At 35.4% G+C, this 18,114-nt stretch carries 17 protein-coding genes; all 17 read right to left on the bottom strand.

Annotation, left to right across the window (positions count from 1 at the left end; translation table 11 throughout):
* Positions 1–3 precede the first annotated feature (3 nt).
* On the bottom strand, positions 4–720 hold the full coding sequence (locus tag BUB32_RS02635) for an ABC transporter ATP-binding protein (RefSeq protein ID WP_327192054.1): 717 nt from the start codon (positions 718–720) through the stop codon (positions 4–6).
* Positions 698–2,488 (bottom strand): branched-chain amino acid ABC transporter ATP-binding protein/permease, encoded by a 1,791-nt coding sequence (locus BUB32_RS02630; RefSeq protein WP_072967230.1) that lies wholly within the window; start codon positions 2,486–2,488, stop codon positions 698–700. The genes BUB32_RS02635 and BUB32_RS02630 overlap by 23 nt, the downstream gene beginning before the upstream one ends.
* 5 nt (positions 2,489–2,493) lie before the next feature.
* The gene (locus BUB32_RS02625) at positions 2,494–3,330 is read right to left on the bottom strand and encodes a branched-chain amino acid ABC transporter permease (protein ID WP_268807535.1); all 837 of its coding nucleotides are present in this window, start codon (positions 3,328–3,330) and stop codon (positions 2,494–2,496) included.
* Between the two features lie 100 nt (positions 3,331–3,430).
* Positions 3,431–4,618, bottom strand: a complete 1,188-nt coding sequence (locus BUB32_RS02620) for an ABC transporter substrate-binding protein (protein WP_072967226.1) — start codon at positions 4,616–4,618, stop codon at positions 3,431–3,433.
* An 80-nt stretch (positions 4,619–4,698) separates the two neighbouring features.
* Positions 4,699–5,910, bottom strand: a complete 1,212-nt coding sequence (locus BUB32_RS02615; RefSeq protein ID WP_072967224.1) for an esterase/lipase family protein — start codon at positions 5,908–5,910, stop codon at positions 4,699–4,701.
* A gap of 49 nt (positions 5,911–5,959) precedes the next feature.
* The gene (locus BUB32_RS02610; RefSeq protein WP_072967223.1) at positions 5,960–7,255 is read right to left on the bottom strand and encodes an acetyl-CoA hydrolase/transferase family protein; all 1,296 of its coding nucleotides are present in this window, start codon (positions 7,253–7,255) and stop codon (positions 5,960–5,962) included.
* Positions 7,256–7,294: 39 nt separating this feature from the next.
* Entirely contained in the window at positions 7,295–8,323 is a 1,029-nt protein-coding gene (locus BUB32_RS02605) for a 3-oxoacyl-ACP synthase (protein WP_072967221.1), read from the bottom strand.
* Positions 8,299–9,138: an alpha/beta fold hydrolase gene (locus tag BUB32_RS02600; RefSeq protein WP_072967219.1), complete on the bottom strand. Its 840-nt coding sequence runs from the start codon at positions 9,136–9,138 to the stop codon at positions 8,299–8,301. Before BUB32_RS02600 ends, BUB32_RS02605 begins: the two co-directional genes overlap by 25 nt.
* 30 nt (positions 9,139–9,168) lie before the next feature.
* Positions 9,169–9,588 carry a MaoC family dehydratase gene (locus tag BUB32_RS02595; protein ID WP_200773843.1) on the bottom strand — a complete coding sequence of 140 codons (420 nt, stop codon included), beginning with the start codon at positions 9,586–9,588 and terminating at the stop codon, positions 9,169–9,171.
* A gap of 265 nt (positions 9,589–9,853) precedes the next feature.
* Positions 9,854–11,260, bottom strand: coding sequence for a sigma-54 interaction domain-containing protein (locus BUB32_RS02590; protein ID WP_072967215.1), 1,407 nt, complete (start codon positions 11,258–11,260; stop codon positions 9,854–9,856).
* 133 nt (positions 11,261–11,393) lie between these two features.
* The gene (locus BUB32_RS02585) at positions 11,394–12,572 is read right to left on the bottom strand and encodes an acetyl-CoA C-acetyltransferase (RefSeq protein WP_072967213.1); all 1,179 of its coding nucleotides are present in this window, start codon (positions 12,570–12,572) and stop codon (positions 11,394–11,396) included.
* 30 nt (positions 12,573–12,602) lie between these two features.
* Complete coding sequence (locus tag BUB32_RS02580) at positions 12,603–13,448, bottom strand: 3-hydroxybutyryl-CoA dehydrogenase (protein ID WP_072967211.1); 846 nt, start codon at positions 13,446–13,448, stop codon at positions 12,603–12,605.
* Between the two features lie 82 nt (positions 13,449–13,530).
* Complete coding sequence (locus BUB32_RS02575; RefSeq protein ID WP_072967209.1) at positions 13,531–14,538, bottom strand: electron transfer flavoprotein subunit alpha/FixB family protein; 1,008 nt, start codon at positions 14,536–14,538, stop codon at positions 13,531–13,533.
* Between the two features lie 15 nt (positions 14,539–14,553).
* A complete protein-coding gene (locus tag BUB32_RS02570) occupies positions 14,554–15,336 on the bottom strand; it encodes an electron transfer flavoprotein subunit beta/FixA family protein (protein ID WP_072967207.1) in 783 nt (260 codons plus the stop codon).
* 12 nt (positions 15,337–15,348) lie between these two features.
* Entirely contained in the window at positions 15,349–16,491 is a 1,143-nt protein-coding gene (locus BUB32_RS02565) for an acyl-CoA dehydrogenase (RefSeq protein ID WP_072967205.1), read from the bottom strand.
* Between the two features lie 76 nt (positions 16,492–16,567).
* Positions 16,568–17,350, bottom strand: a complete 783-nt coding sequence (locus BUB32_RS02560) for a short-chain-enoyl-CoA hydratase (RefSeq protein ID WP_072967203.1) — start codon at positions 17,348–17,350, stop codon at positions 16,568–16,570.
* 83 nt (positions 17,351–17,433) lie between these two features.
* Positions 17,434–18,108 carry a redox-sensing transcriptional repressor Rex gene (locus BUB32_RS02555; RefSeq protein WP_072967201.1) on the bottom strand — a complete coding sequence of 225 codons (675 nt, stop codon included), beginning with the start codon at positions 18,106–18,108 and terminating at the stop codon, positions 17,434–17,436.
* Positions 18,109–18,114: the final 6 nt, after the last annotated feature.

Here is an 18,114-nt window from a genome sequence, read left to right as displayed (position 1 = left end):
ATATTATTCACCAAGATATGCACTGCTTAGAGCCGGATTATTCCTAACATCTTCCGATTTGCCTTCAATAACAATTTTCCCGTGCTCAAGAACGTAAGCATAGTCGCTAATTGAAAAAGCATATTGTGCAAATTGTTCTACTAGAAGTATTGTCATGCCTTCTTTATGAAAGTCTTTTATCATCTTGTATATTTCTTTAATAAGAATCGGAGCAAGTCCCAAAGACGGTTCGTCCAAAAGCATAAGTTTAGGTTTGGCAATAAAAGCCCGTGCTATTGCTAATATTTGAAGTTGGCCCCCACTCAAAGTACCTGCTAGTTGATTTGCTCTTTCTTTTAATATAGGAAACCTATCCATTATTTGATCAATATCACGTTTTAACTCTTTTATTTTTTTTCTTCTTGTATATCCTCCTAAGAGAAGATTATCATATACAGTTTGGTCGGGGAAAATACGCCTTCCTTCCATACTAATAGCTATGCCGGATTTGATTCTTTCATCAGTTTCCCATTTTGATATATCTTTACCATCATAAAATATTTTGCCTGTTTGATTTTTTACAAGTCCCGCTATAGTATTTACAGTTGTAGATTTGCCTGCGCCATTTGCACCAATAAGACATACAACTGATCCTTCTTTTATTTCCATATTTATTCCCCTAATTGCTTCAATTGCACCGTATTTCACACTTACATTTTCAAGCAATAGCAACGTCTCCACCAATGTACACCTCCTTTACTTTTTGGTCGTGCCTTGCATCTTGAGGTAATCCCTCAAATATTTTCTCTCCAAAATCAAGTACAGTAACTCTGTCTGCAAGATTTAAAACAAAATCTATATGATGTTCAATTATTATAACGGTTATCCCCTTTTCTTTAAGTTTTAAAATAGTGTTACCCAATCTTTCAATTTCTTCCGAAGTAAGGCCTGCTGCAGGTTCATCAAGAAGTACAACATATGGATCCGACATAATTGCTCTCGCTACCTCTACAATTTTTTGTATCCCATAAGGCAACTCAGTTGCAATACTATCAGCATAATCTTGAAGACCTAAAAACTCCAAAACTTCATATGCTTTTTTTATATTTCTAATTTCTTCATCTTTAACATTTTTAGTATCAAATATAACTTTTAGACCAGATTTATAATTCACATGCGCTCCAACTAATACATTCTCTAGTACAGTCATATCAGGAAATATTCTTAAATTCTGAAATGTCCGAGAAATACCGAGTTGCGCTCTTTGGTGTATTTTGAGTTTTGTAATATCAGTTCCATTAAATATTACTTTGCCCTCCGTAGGTTCATGAATTCCAGATATTATATTGATTGTTGTGGTTTTACCTGAGCCATTAGGCCCTATAAGAGCATGTATTTCCCCTTGCATTACTTCCATATCAAGCTGTTTTACTGCAATATTACCCCCAAAACTCTTCGTTATTCCTTCAAGCTTTAATATAAGTCTTTTGTCTTCTGTACTATATCTTCTTGAATTAAAAGGAATATTTGCTGTAATACTTTCATTTAACTTTACTTTCAAAAGTGGTTTCCTATCAGAAAAGAAAGCCGCCAATCCTTTTGGAATTATTATATAACTGAACATTAAAATTAATCCATATACAAGATTATTGGCACCTCTAAAAGCTTGCAAAGTTTGTGGTAAAAAAGCAAATATTGCAGCACCAATTAGTGGCCCTACAGTTGACTTCATGCCACCAACAAGAGCCATTGCAAGAATAAATACAGACATGGAAAATCCAAAAATTTCCGGGCTCAAAAAGCCTATTAAAAAACCATATAAAGCACCTGCTCCTGCTGTTATACCTGCAGATAATGTAAATGTGATATATTTGTAATATCCAGTATTAATTCCCATACTTTCTGCTGCTATTTCGCTGCCTCCTATTGCAGACAAAGCTCTTCCATAATATGAATGAATCAATTTATAAACAAAGATAACAATCAATAGAACAATTATCCATGTTATGTAGTAAAAACCAACTTTTGAAACTGATAATCCAAGTAATTTTAGTGTACCCAAAGTAGGAGACGGTATATCAATTAATCCCTGTACACCACCTGTCAGGGTTTCAAGTCTTTCAAGCCCAGTTACAACTATTAGAGCAAATGCCACAGTTTCCATTGCAAGATAAAAACCACTTACATGTATAGCTGGCAATGCAACAATTGCTCCAAATATCAATCCAACAAGTATACTTAATATAAATGACGGTAAAAAAGAAAAATGTAATTTTGTTGCAAGTATACCTGCAGTGTATGCACCAATAGCATAAAATCCGCCATGTCCCATAGATACTTGCCCAGAGTAACCACCTATAAAATCCATTGCATAAGCCAAAATTGCATATATACCCATCAACGTTACCATTTGTATCCAATAATCATTTTGAATTACAAAAGGAAGCAAGAGTATCATACTTATGAATATAGTCCAATTAATCTTAGTATATTTAAATATCCTTTTCATTACCATCACACCTTTTCATAATATTGTTGACCAAATATTCCATTAGGTAAAAACACAAGTACACCAAACAATATCAAAAGGCTTACTGCATCTTTCAAAGCAGGATTTATAAAGCCGCTTGCCAAAAGCTCACTTATTCCTATTATAATACCACCTACTAATGCTCCTTTTGTACTTCCCATGCCACCTAAAACTGCTGCCGCAAATCCTTTAATACCAATCATTGAACCCATATAAGGATTTGCCGACAATATAGGAGCTATTAACACACCAGCTATTCCCGCTAACACAGAACTTGACGCAACAGAAAAAATAACTATCTTATCTGTATTAATTCCCATTGCTCTTGCTGCAAACTTATCTGCAGCTGTTGCTTTAATCGCTTTCCCAAAAATTGTGTTATCAACAAAAATTTCAAAAAGTAGAACTATAGCTAAGGTAACACCCATAATTATGAGCCATTGCATATCTAAAGTCGCAGAACTAATTTTTATTATAACTTGTTTACCTGAAAAATATGGAAAAGCCATTTCTATAGTTCCCCAAAGCATAACAGCAATACTCTGTAATACTATCCCCGCTCCCATTGTAGAAACAATCCAACCTGAACTAGAGGGGTTCTTAAGTAATGGTGATATTGCAACTTTTTGCAAAAGCACTCCAAAAAGTGCAGCAATTATCAGTGCAATTATAACTGCCAAAACCATAGGCAATTTAAACCACAGGATACCAAAACTTAAAGAAAGCATAACAACAATCATTAAAAGATCGCCTTGAGCAAAATTTATAATTTTTAATGTCCAAAATGTTAAATTATAACCCATAGCAACAAGTGCATATATACATCATAATGCTAATCCTGATATTAATACTTGAAATAGCAAAATAACACCTCCAATTTTTGCATAGCCCACACAGATAGTGTGGGCTTTTAGTTAATTTCTATTTTTTCAATTCAAAAACCCCATCTTGGGTTATATAACAATATACATTATTTTCTGGGCCTTGCGCATCATGATCATCAGGACTAAAAGATATTTTATTAGTCACACCCTTATAGTCACGAATTTTATCAAGTTCTTCTATTATCTTTTTTGAATCTGTAGATTTTGCATTTTTTATCGCAGTTAACAATACGTTTACTGCATCGTAAGTTTGGGCAGGCATATTAAGATAATACCACGGTTCATCTCCAGGACCATAAAAAACTTTATCATCTGGATATTTTTCTTTCCATGCCTTTGCAAATTTAATTGCTTCAGGTCTAAAAGGTTTTCTTAAATACGTATCAAGATAAGTAGTAATTGTCTCTCCAATAGCTGAACCTGCTATGTCTCTATAACTCTTCATGACTAATGGATTTCCACCTATCATTGGTATGTTTAATCCATTTGCTACCATTGTCTTCTTTATATTAGCAGCATCTGCCGCCATACCCCATATTATAAGAATTTGCGGATTAGCATTTTTGATTCTGAGAACTTGTGCCGTTACATCAAGATCACCAGGTTTATACTCTTCTCTAGCCACAGGTGTTATACCTTTTTCTTTTAGCATTTTGACTATGTCATCACCCCCGGGTTTACCATAACCGGAAGTATCATTTATAACAGCAATTCTAGTCATATTATTTTTTAATGCATAATCAATTGCCATTTGTTCCTGTACCCAATTTGGCATAGCAAACCTATATACATTAGGAATAACAGGATTAGTAAACTCGTTATCCATACTATTTGTAATCATAAGAGGTATTCCTTTTGCTTTAACAACGGGTAATAATGCTTTTGCATTACCACTTCCAGTAGGTCCTACAATTGCTACAACCTTGTAGTTATTGATAAGTTCATTAGCAGCATTGACTGTATCTGTTGTATTGTAATGATCATCTCTTTCGATAAGCTCTATTTTCCGCCCATCAATTCCTCCCTTTTTATTCCACTGTTCAACCGCTAATTCTATAGCCATTTTCTGACCATTACCCAATTCGGCATTAGGGCCGCTCATTCCTGCAATAAATCCTATCTTTATCGGTTCTTTATTAGCTGAAGTGGCATTTGAAGTACACCCTGAAACTAAAACAGTTAGCAAAAAGATACCAACAATTACTAAACCTAATTTTTTTATCATAAAAACCCTCCTTATTAATTTTTTATTTTTATTATTGTGGCATGCAATTAATTGCCACAAAAATACTTTTTTAAAATTTCCTATTTTGACAATTGTGCATCTATCCAATCCATAGCTGATTTATCATATGTCAGCTCAAGGTGATTCAAATGGTATATGTCTTTCGCTAAAAGTTTTGCCCCTGATTTTGTCATTGCCGATGTATCAGTAGCACTTTTTACAAATACTAATCCATCACTGGGCCCTGTGGTCTCCCACTGAACACCATTTATATAATTATAATCTCCAGCCAACACAGCTATTTCTACAGAAGGATCTACAGGGGAATTCTGTAATGTATTAATAAGATTTCCACCTTCTTTAATTGCATAATCTATCCCATAAGAATAACTAGCAAATCCCCATCCTCCATAATAAGTTGTATACCAATCTTGCTGCGTTGTATTTAGAGGATATACACTATCCCATCTTGCTAACATCTGAAGTTGTCCTGGATAGGCACCACCTTCTGTATATATACTGTGATAGGTGGTATTGTACCATAATCCATAAATTAACATATATGTGTAAGGAACGGGACCATATGCGCCTGTTGTCATTATACCCCATGCCATATTTGGATTCCTAAAAGTAAAGTCAATTCCACCATTTGGAGCTCCCAGCTGGATATATCTTCTCACATCTTTTCCAAAATCAACTCCCCATGATTCTTTGACATTTGACACGTACATTCTCGCAGACATATTGCCTTTACTATGTGCTATAATATCAACTTTACTTGCTCCTGTTACAGCCTTAACCTTCTGAATCGCATCAGCAAGAATCTCTCTTTGAATGTAATTGTCCCCATGAGGATGCGCAAATGTAACAGCAAAAACTTTATAACCTTTTTGCGAAAGGTATTGCATCAAACCAGTAATTGAACTATCGCCTTTAGGATCAGCAAAGAAATTTCCATTATGTCCTGCACCATGAACAAGAATTACAGGATATGGCTTTGTGCCTGTATCCCAACCGGGTGCATAATGGAGCAAAAAATATTGTGAATTTGGTTGAGGATTGTTGTTAAATTCTTTGATAATTTCTGGATCTTTTTGTTGGTTATCTGTTATGAATTTTTCTTGTCCTATATTAGGATTGCTATCCCTTAAAAGTTCCACTTTAGCCCAGTATTTGGAGTCTGTAAAGGTTTTTATTGGCGTTGGGTCAAAATATGATGTTGCTTTATAATGTCCTTGAAATAATAACAACGACATTATTACCAATAAAGGAAATACTCTTATCTTCTTCATAAATTGTTCCTCCTTTCTTCATCGCCATTTTATCTTTAACATTCAAATATTACCATATCATAAGCTCTTTAGCCTTTTCCCTGAGCTCATCTCTAAATTTAGGATGAGCAATGTTTATTAAATTTCTGACTCTGTCTCTTATCGACCGTCCTCTCATTTCCGCAATGCCATACTCTGTAACAATATAGTCTACATCATTTCTTGATAAAGTTACTGCAGCACCTTCTGTTAATGTAGGAACTATTGTAGATATAGCATCGTTTTTTACTGATGAGTACAATGCTATTATAGATTTGCCTCCTTTTGAAATTTGTGCCCCTACTGCCGTGTCTGCTTGTCCCCCTGTCCCACTGAATTGCCTTATACCCAGAGATTCTGAACAAACTTGACCTGTTAAATCTACCTGGAGTGCAGTATTTATAGATACCATTTTATAATTTTGACCTATTACGTACGGGTCATTGACCACTGCACCTCTTTGAAATTCTACTCCCATATTATCATCTATAAAATCATATAGTTTCTTAGTACCAAGCGCAAATGTAGCTATAGATTTTCCTTTCCATAAGGTCTTTTTCTTATTGGTGATTACCCCGGCTTCGAATAAATCTACCATTCCTTCTGTAAACATCTCTGTGTGTATGCCAAGGTCCTTTTTATTTAAAAGTGCTTTTGCCACAGCATTGGGTATTCCACCTATTCCTAATTGAATCGTTGAACCATCCTCTACTAATTCAGCTATATAATTTCCTATTATTTTATCTTTTTCATTTGGCTCTACAATAGGAATTTCAGGGACAGGAGCGTGATTCTCAACAACAAAGTCAACTTCACTTATATGAATTTGTGTATCACCATAAGTCCTTGGTAAATTTTCATTTATTTCTAAGACAACATAATCAGCGTTTTCAAGAATATCTTTTTCATAAGTAATGCCTAAAGATAATGATAGATATCCATGTTTATCCATTGGAGTAGCCGTTCCTAGGAAAAACCTAGGTTTTCTATAGTGTAATCTTTTTGTTGAAGCTAAATGAAGATGATTTGGTATAAAAGATACTGTCCCGTGTTTATGTGCTTCACGGAGTCCTGCAGTATAAAACCATGATTCGGTAAGAAAATGCCCTTTCATTGATGGGTCCATAAAAAAGTCGTAGTCTTTCATTGGAAGACATACAACAACCGTTACATCATTTACTCTATCTTTTATAGTGTGAAGTTTACTTAAAATGCCTTGAGGTTCTGAAGCAGCCATAGCAGAAACTATTTCATCTCCACTTCCGATTTTTGATAAAACTTCTTCTACAGAAACTAGTTTTCTTTTGTATAATTCTTTATAGTCCATTTTTAAAACCTCCTGTCTTACAATTTATGTTGTAATACTTTATTCTATAGGTCCCCACTTTATTGTAATTGCATCCCATACATAGCCTATCCCTGCACTTACCCACACGACTATATCACCATCTTTTATTTTTCCTCCTTCTAGGGCAAGTTGGGTTGAAAGTATCTGGTCGATCTGACCCATATGCCCATAGTTTTCTAAGTAAATCGATTTGTCAGGAGATAAGCCTAGTTCATTTAAAATAAATTCATGAGCAGACCTTTTCATGTGAAGTATCGCAAGATAGCCAATATCGGAAGGTGTATATCCGCTTTTCCTTAGAGATTCTTTAATCACACCTAAAAAATTAGGCATCGATTTTTCTTCAAGGCCTTTTTTCATATGTTCCATATTTAAAACATCTAATTTATATAGTCCTTTATCAATCATTTCATGGCTTACAGGATATTTTGTCCCTCCACCGACAACAGCAACATCTTCAGAAAAGGAACCATCTGTTATAATTGATGCCTCAAGTACAATGTTCCTATTATAATTTTTCTTAAGGAGAATTGCTCCTCCTCCTGCAGCAAGGTCATACATGAAGGATACGCGCGGATTCTTATAATCAATAAAGTCAACGTTTCTGTATCCACCAGCAATCATAACGGTATTAATATTATCATCTGCAACCATCATATCTTTCGCTATCTTCAAAGCTGCAACTGCTGTACCGCACCTTAACGCCATATCAAAAGCCCACGCATTTTCTGCTCCTATTTCGTATTGTAATTTGATACCAGATGTCCAAAGTAGATATTCTTTGTGTTCTTCGCTTATATATATAATGAGGTCTATTTCTTTTGGATCAACACCAGTTCTTTTAAGACAGTCTTTTGCCGCTTGTATCCCCATATAGCAAGTATGGTCTTCTGGTCCTGGTATAGGCTTTTTTATAATTCCAAATTTGGTTTTTATAATTTCTTCAGGTATACCTGTTTCTTTTGCTATATCTTCAGCCGTCATATATGTCTCAGGAATGTAAAGTCCTGTTCCAACAATCCCTACGTTAATATCCTTTCTTTCCATTTTTCATCTCCTCCTATAGGTTTTGTTAAAAACTCTACAATTTTTTGATTCACTTCCTCTGCTTTTTCTATAAAAAACAAGTGTCCTGCATTATCAAAAAATTCAACTTCTGAGTCCTCAATTTTTGAATGCAATAAAAGAGCATTTTCATAAGGTACGATTTTATCGTCTTTACCTGCCATTATTAAAGTAGGAGATTTAATCAAATGAACTCTTGATTCTTCATCAAATGCTAATCCAGCGTAAAATTGTCTTTTATAAGCGTAAAATGGTTGCGGCTTTTCAAATTTCCATTTCACAATTTGTTCAAATTCATCTTTATGAGTAGAAAGATATTCATCGCTAAAACTTAAAGACATAGCAATTCGCAAATTTTCCAGTGCATTACCTGCACCTGCTCCATTCAACATAATGCTAAGAGTAGATAATGGTATTGGCACGATATTTGGTCCTCCATAATGAGTAGAACATAATATCAACCTATCAACAAGAGCAGGATATTCCAAAGCAAGTTCTTGTGCTATATAACCACCCATAGAAACCCCAAGTACATGAACTTTTTTAAATCCAAGTTCTGTTACCAGAGCCGCTGTATCATCAGCAAACAGCTTAATAGAATATTCCATATCAGGTTTATCAGAATCACCAATACCCCTCAAGTCAAAAACAATAACCTTAAAATGCTTTTTTAACTCATTTATCTGTTTAAACCACATCCATTTCGAACAAGCAAGGCCTTCTATTAGTACAAGAGGTTGACCATTTCCGTGTATTTCATAGTATAATTCAATATTATTAACTCTGACTTTTGCCATTTGGTAGCCTCCCATTCCAATAATTTTTGCTTACTCCTTTGTTGGTGCAAGTACTGTCGCCATGCCCTCCAGTACAACTTCGTTATTTTGATTTGTACATATTGTTTTTAATTTAACTCGATTTTTTTCAGGGATGATTTCTACTACTTCTACCTCAGCTTTGATTGTATCGCCAATCCTTACAGGTTTTGTAAACTTCAATTCTTGACCAAGATAAATAGTTCCCGGTCCTGGTAACTTAGTACCCAAAATAGCAGAAATTAACCCCGCTGTCAACATTCCGTGAGCTATCCTTCCCTTAAACATTGTTTTTTCAGATGCTACCTGATTAATATGGGCAGGATTAAAATCACCTGTAATCCCAGCATATAAATATACATCTGTTTCTGTAATTGTTTTCTCAAAATAGTCTTTGTCACCAATTTTTAATTCATTAATCGTTTTCCCCATAATGTTACTCCTTTCAGTTGTTTTTCTCTAAATAGTAAAAGCAAAAAAAGTGCCAACTATTAATTTTGCTTAAAAATTTTTAAAAAATAAGCAGTCAAATGTGAATTTCTTAAATATCCACCTCTTAAATTAAAAATTTTCTTGTTGCTTTTAAAGATATTACAAAATACAATTTTTTATTGATAAATGTCTCACAATAATACAAAAAAACGCAAGAGATATGTCTCCTGCGTTTTCAAAATTTGTAGCTTTTCGCTACATAGTATCATTTTACTTCATTATCTTCGAGAATATTAAACTTTTTTAGCTTTCGATAAAGTCTTGACCTTGGTATTTTTAATATTTCTGCTGCTTGTGATTTATTATAATTACACTCTTTTAAAGTCTCAAGGATTATCTTCTCTTCAAATTCTTCAAGCATTTGCTGAAGTCCCGACCCTTTCTTCCTTATGGGTATCTCTTTGTTTAGAATATAAAGAGGAATGTCTGTTTTCCTAATTGTATCACCTTCCGAATTGACAACCATTCGCTCAACTGCATTTCTAAGTTCCCTTATGTTGCCTGGCCAATCATATTTCTCCAAAATGTCATACACTTCCTTAGAAACTTTTTTGTATATTCCAGAATTCTGAGCCAAAAGGTACAAAAAATGATCTATCAAAAGTGGAATATCTCCTCTTCTTTCACGCAATGGTGGAACATTAAGCATTAATACATTTATTCTGTAAAATAAATCGCTCCTAAATTTCCCCTCTTTAATAAGCTTTTGAAGGTCTTTGTTAGTTGCCGAAATCACACGTACATCAACTCTAATAGGTTCTTTGCCACCTACTCTTTCTATTTCTCCTTCTTGAAGCACTCTTAGAAGTTTTGCTTGCATTGTATACGGCATATCACCTATTTCGTCTAAAAAGATAGTACCATGATTTGCAAGCTCAAACTTACCTATTTTGCCACCTTTTTGAGCTCCTGTAAAAGCGCCTTCTTCATAACCAAATAGCTCTGATTCCATTAACTGCTCTGGTATAGCAGCACAATTTACAGTCACAAATGGATAATCTCTTCTGCTACTTGAATTGTGGATTGCCTGAGCAAAAAGTTCTTTCCCTACCCCACTTTCTCCATATATAAGAATATTGGAACCCATACTAGCCATCTTTATAGCTTTTTTCTTACACTCAATTATTGCATCACTTTTTCCAACAATACTCTCCCATGAATACCTGGCACCAGGAATTTTTCTTAATGTTTTTTTATAGTGATTAAGTTCAGTCTCTAAAAGCCTGTTTTTTTCTATGAGTTTTCTAAGTTCATTTAAATCCTCAAACAAAATCATTCCAAAACCGCCAATAACCTCGTCGCCATCTTTTATCGCAATTCTATGCACAATAGCTTCTTTTCCATTGGCAAACTTATGTCTATAGGCAATCTCGTTCTGTCCTGTTTTTAAAACAAGAGGAAATCGCGAGTTTCGATCAACGTCCAATACATATCTGTTAATAACTTTTTCTTTTTCCAAGCCTAAAAAATCTAAAAACGTTTTATTCATCATTCTTATATTACCTTCTGCATCAAGTATATCAAAAGCAATTGGCAGTTTGTCAAAAACACTCTCAAATAAAAATTCCATTTCTTCACTAAACAAAAAGGATTTATCAATGTTTTTCGGCATCTCTTCACTCCCCCTAATATTAAAAAAAGATGTATCATTTTAGGACATCCTTTGTATTTATTATATCTGTAATCGTTATTAAAAGTCAATAACCCTCGGCATGAACCGAGGGTCATTATTTTCTCTATATACTTTACATTTCTACAATCATTGATATGCCCATGCCACCACCTATGCAAAGTGTCGCAAGCCCAAGATGGGAACCTCTCTTTCTCATCTCGTAAAGGAGTGTCACTAAAATTCTGGCTCCACTTGCACCAATAGGATGGCCTAAAGCTATTGCACCACCGTTTACGTTTACTTTATCCATATCAAAATTAAGTTCTTTCGCAACTGCTAATGCCTGGGCTGCAAAGGCTTCATTAGCTTCTATAAGGTCAATGTCTTCAATTTTTAAGCCTGCTTTATCAAGAGCCTTCCTTGTAGAGTAAATAGGACCTAATCCCATAACGCTCGGGTCTACTCCTGCATAAGCATAAGACTTTATAGTAGCAAGGGGAGTAATTCCTAATTTTTTTGCCTTTTCTTTAGACATAACTACCAAAGCAGCTGCTCCATCATTTATACCAGATGCATTCCCTGCTGTAACTGTTCCATCCGGTTTAAAAGCAGGTTTTAATTTTGAAAGAGCTTCTAATGTAGTACCAGGTCTATAATGCTCATCAACTTTGAATTCTATTGGATCACCTTTTTTCTGCGGGATTAACACAGGTACAATTTCATCGCTAAACCTTCCTGATGTAATTGCAGCTTCTGCAAGTTTCTGGCTTCTTAGTGCAAATTCGTCTTGCTCTTCCCTTGTAATTCCATATCTTTCAGCAACATTTTCAGCTGTTATACCCATGTGGTATTGATTAAACACATCTGTCAAGCCATCATACACCATAGAGTCCACTATTTTACCATCATTCATTTTATATCCAAATCGAGCTTCATTGAGAAGGTACGGAGCTCTTGACATGCTTTCCATTCCGCCTGCAACAACAATCTCTGCATCCCCTGTCATAATAGCCTGTGATGCCATCGTTACAGTTCTAAGTCCTGATCCACAAACCATATTAATTGTTGCAGATGTTATTTCAACTGGAATTCCTGCTTTCACTGCCGACTGCCTTGCTGGATTTTGTCCTAATCCTGCCTGCAAGACATTTCCCATAAGTACCTCATCCACTTGTTCTGGAGCAATATTTGCTCTTTTCAAAGCTTCTTTTATGACAATCGCTCCCAAGTCCACAACAGGAATACTTGCCAATGTCCCCCCAAATTTGCCTATTGCTGTCCTTACACCACTTATAATTACAACTTCTCTCATATAAATCCTCCTCAAGTAATTTTTTTAATTTTACTTATATTCAAAAAATCCTTTCCCTGTTTTTCTTCCCAAAAGTCCTGCTCTAACCATTTTCTTTAAAAGTGGGTGAGGCCTGTATTTTGAGTCTCCAAACTCTTGATATAATACCTCCATTATCGCAAGAACTACGTCATTGCCTATAAGGTCAGAAAGAGCAAGAGGTCCTATGGGATGGTTTGCTCCTAATTTCATCGCTTCATCTATGTCAGATGCAGAAGCTACTCCATCAGCTAAAACCCCTATAGCTTCATTTATCATGGGAATTAAAATTCTGTTTACCACAAAGCCAGGAGCTTCATTTACTTCAACAGGAGTTTTACCCAGTTTCTGCGCCAGCTCTTTTACTGTATTAAAAGTCTCTTCAGAAGTCTTCATGCCTTTTATCACTTCCACTAATTTCATGACAGGCACAGGGTTAAAAAAGTGCATTCCGATAACTTTTTCAGGCCTTTTAGTACTACTTGCTATTTCTGTTATTGAAAGAGAAGAAGTGTTTGTTGCAAGTATTGTACCTCCTTTGCATACGTTATCAAGCTCTTTAAAAATTTGCTTTTTAATCTCCATGTTTTCTATAGCTGCTTCAATAACAAAGTCAGCATCTTTCGCCTCATTGATATCAACAGTGCCTTTTATTTTTCCTAGAATTTTATTTTTTTCTTCTTCTGTAATCTTGCCTTTTTCAACACTTCTTTTGAGATTGTTTTCAATTATTCCTAAACCTCTTTCTACAAACTTGATATCTACATCTCTTATTATGACATCAAAACCACTTTCTGCAAATACCTGGGCTATTCCCGAACCCATTGTACCTGCACCGACTACAAATATTTTTTGCATTTAAAAACACCCCTTCTAAACTTATTTATAAGAGGGTCAGCTGCCAAAAGGTCAGCCGCCCTCTTTTTTATATATGCAAAATTCATGCCATTTCGCTATTTTTAACTCTCTTTATCTCCTCTATCAATGCCGGTACTACTTTAAATAAATCTCCAACTATTCCATAATCAGCTACTTTAAAAATAGGTGCATCAGGATTTTTGTTTATAGCAACTATCGTTTTTGCACTCCCCATGCCTGCAATATGCTGTATCGCACCACTTATGCCACAAGCTATATAAAGTTTTGGCCTTACGGTTTTACCCGTCTGACCTACTTGATGGTCTTGTGAAATCCATCCTGCATCAACTGCAGCACGAGAAGCTCCTACCACTCCTCCTAAAACATCGGCTAATTGCTGAATTAGCTTAAATCCTTCTGCTCCTCCTACCCCCCTTCCTCCAGAAACAATAATATCTGCCTCTTCTATATTTACTTTACTTTTTGCTTCTTTTATAATATCAACGATTTGTGTCCTTATGTCACTCTCTTTAATATTTGCCTGTATTTCTATGATTTTCCCTTCGCGCTTTTCGTCTTTTGGAGCTTTTTTCATAACTCCAGGCCTCACAGTCGCCATCTGAGGCCTTCTTTCTGGACATATTATTGTGGCAATGAGATTGCCTCCAAAAGCAGGACGTATTTGTAAAAGCAATCCATTTTCATCTATATCAAGTCCCGTACAGTCTGCTGTAAGGCCAGTGTGCAATCGTGAAGCAATTCTTGGTGCAAGGTCTCTTCCTATATATGTGGCTCCATACAAAATCACTTCTGGATTTAGCTCATTTGTAAGGTCTGCAATGACTTTTGCATAGCCTTCTGTCGTATAGTTTTTAAGAAGGGGATTATCTATTACGTACACTACATCAGCACCATATTTGATTAATTCCTCGGCCAGTCCTTTTACACCATATCCAACTAACACTGCACAAACTTTTACACCTTTTTTATCAGCAAGTTTTCTCGCTTCTCCCAATATCTCTAAAGATACATTCATTAATCTTTGCTCTCTTTGCTCGGCGAACACCCATATATCTTTGTATTCATTCATTTTTTCCTGCCTCCTTCATATAACATGCTTTTCAACTAATCTTTGGACAAGGTTTTGCACACATTCCTTTACATTGCCTGTAAAAATTTCTCCTGCCCTTTGTGTTTCTGGAGTAGTTGTGGAAATAACTTTTGTAGGAGACCCTTTAAGTCCAACTTCTTGAGGATCTACTCCTAAGTCTGCAGCAGTCACAATTTTAACTTCTTTTTCGCTATACGCTTCAAATATTCCCTTTATAGAAGGATACCTTGGAGTATTAAGCTCTTTAATCGCCGTTAAAAGCACAGGCATTTTGACTTTTATAACTTCGTATCCGTCTTCAAGTGCCCTTTTTACGATAAGGGTATTATCTTCAATTTTTACTTCTTTAACATATGTCACTTGAGGAATATTAAGCTGTTCAGCTAATTGGGGACCTACCTGCGCAGTATCACCATCTATAGCTTGTCTACCACAGAATATTATGTCATAGTCAAATTTTTCAGCCATATTTGCCAAAGTTTTGGCAGTTGCATAAGTATCAGCACCCGCAAATACTCTGTCAGTCAAAAGATATGCTTCATCAGCTCCCATCGCAAGCGCCTCTCTTAACGCAGTTTCAGCCTGTGGAGGTCCCATTGTTATGACAATAACTTTTGCTCCATATTCTTCTTTAATTCTTATAGCTTCTTCTAAAGCATTTTTATCATCCGGATTTATTATACTTGGTACTCCTTCTCTTATAAGGGTTTTTGTAACTGGATCTATCTTGACCTCGTTAGTATCAGGCACTTGTTTTATAAACACAAGTATATTCATGGCAATTCCTCCTTACATCTTTAATAAATTCGAAGCTATGACCATCTTTTGAACTTCTGAAGTACCTTCATATATTTCTGTTATCTTTGCATCTCTCATTAATCTCTCAACTGGATAATCTTTTGTATAACCATACCCACCAAAAATTTGTACTGCCTTTGTAGTAACTTCCATGGCTGTCTCAGAAGCAAAAAGCTTTGCCATAGCAGCTTCCATCGTATAACTTAAATTGTTTTGCTTTCTCCATGCAGCGTAGTAAACAAGATGTCTAGCTGCACTTACTTTTGTAGCCATTTCAGCAATATACCACTGTAAGCCCTGAAATTTCCCTATAGGCCTTCCGAATTGCTGCCTCTCTTTTACATATTTTGTGACCTCGTCTAACGCTGCCTGAGCTATGCCTAAGGCTTGAGCGCCAATACCTATTCTTCCGCCGTCCAAAGTCGCCATTGCTATCTTAAACCCTTCTCCTTCTTTACCAATAAGGTTTTCTTTAGGTACTACACAGTCTTCAAATACTAATTCTGCTGCCCTCGAGCCTCTTATACCCATTTTTTCTTCCACTTTTCCTATATAAAAACCAGGAAAATCTTTTTCAACAATAAAAGCACTTATTCCTTTCGTACCTTTAGATTTATCGGTCATAGCAAAAACTATATATACATCTGCCTTTCCGCCGTTGGTTATAAAAATCTTAGAGCCGTTTAAAATGTAATGATCTCCTTCTAATACTGCTGTAGTTTGCTGAGCTGCTGCATCAGTTCCAGCATTAGGCTCTGTAAGCGCAAAAGCCCCTAACTTTTCTCCTTTTGCCAATGGTATTAAGTATTTCTCTTTCTGTTCTTTTGTTCCCCACTGGAAAATAGGAAAACACGCCAATGATGTATGAGCAGACAATATAACGCCTGTAGACGCACAAGCGCGTGATATCTCTTCCACTGCAATAATATAACTTATATAATCTCCTCCTGCTCCTCCATATTCTTTTGGATATGGAATTCCCATCATATCAGCTTTCGCCATTTTTTTGACATTATCCCACGGAAATTCACCCGTTAAATCAATTTCCTTTGCTTTAGGTGCAATCTCTTTTTCAGCAAATTCTCTTACTATTTTCCTTACCATTTGTTGTTCTTTTGTCAATGAAAAATCCATTAAAACTCCTCCTTTTTGATATTTTTTTAACACTAAAGATTACAGATAAAGGGTTATCACCCTTTATCACCACATATCACTTATCCACAAATTTAGGAGCTCTTTTTTCTAAAAAAGCTGCCATACCTTCTTTTTGGTCCTCTGTAGCAAAACAAAGCGCAAAAGCCTTTGATTCATAGCTCATACCTGCTTCAATATCCACATTAATCCCCATATTTATGGCTTCCTTTGCAAGCCCTACAGCAATTGTCCCTTTTGACATTATTTTTTTCGCAATGTTGTGGGCTTCTTCCAATAATTTTTCTTGATCTACTACTTTTGAAACAAGTCCAATTCTTAAAGCTTCTTCAGCATCTATCATATCCCCTGTGTAAATAAGCTCCTTCGCTTTTGACATGCCTACAATTCGAGGTAGTCTTTGTGTGCCTCCAAATCCCGGTATAATGCCAAGTCCCACCTCTGGCTGCCCAAATTTTGCATTATGACTTGCAATCCTTATGTCACAAGCCATTGCCAGTTCACAGCCTCCTCCAAGAGCGTAACCGTTAACAGCAGCAATAACAGGCTTCTTCATAAGTTCAATCTTTCTAAACGCTTTTTGGCCAAACTCAGCAAATTCTTTTGCTTTAAGGGGATTCATATCCTTCATTTCAGAAATGTCCGCTCCCGCTACAAAAGCTTTTTCCCCTGCTCCTGTTATTATTACTACTTTCACCTCAACATTTTCCTTAACTTCTTCTAAAGCCTGGTCTATTTCTTTAAGAGTTTCTAAATTCAACGCATTCAAAGATTTAGGTCTGTCAATAGTAACGAGACAAACACCTTCCTTTAGTTCTAGCTTAATATTTCTAAATTCCATAAAAAAACCCCCTTCCTTGTTTTATCATTAAAATTTAGAAGCAAAATTCATGCCAAAATTAAAATAGATGGATAGAAAATTTACTACCCATCTATTTTAGCAGTCTCTCCTTTTAACTTTTTAAAGAGCTCTTCTTCATTTAATCTATATGATACAGTAAATAAACTATCACTTAAATGAACATTTTCTAAAATTATGTCATCAGGCACCTTTAAATCTATTGGCGAAAAATTCCAAATCGCCTTAACCCCCGCTCTCACCAGTCTGTCAGCAGTATATTGAGCACTATCTTTAGGAATACACAAAATACCTATGTCGATTTTATTATGGGCTATAAAATCTTCTACTGTTTCTACGTCCATTACTTCAACATCTCTAATTTTAAGCCCAAATAAACGAGGATTAATATCAAAAATTCCCTTTAAATTAAAGCCAGATTTCTCAAACCTGGTATAATTAGCAATTGCTTGTCCTAAGTTACCTGCCCCTATAATGATAGTATTATAAGTTTTATCAAGGCCTAAAATCTTAGTCAAATTATTATAAAGCTCTTCTACATTATAGCCATATCCCTGTTGTCCAAAACCGCCAAAGTTGTTTAAATCTTGTCTAATCTGAGAAGCAGTAACTCCCATCTTTTCGCTTAATTCTCTAGAAGAAATACGCTTTACATCGTTTTTAAGAAGTTCTTCAAGATATCTATGATATCTTGGGAGCCTTCTTATTACAGCCATTGATACTATGGTCTTTTTGCTCACTGTCCT

Source organism: Thermoanaerobacter uzonensis DSM 18761 (genome assembly GCF_900129115.1).
GTDB lineage: Bacteria > Bacillota > Thermoanaerobacteria > Thermoanaerobacterales > Thermoanaerobacteraceae > Thermoanaerobacter > Thermoanaerobacter uzonensis.
This window is presented reverse-complemented; position numbering and strand designations above follow the sequence as displayed.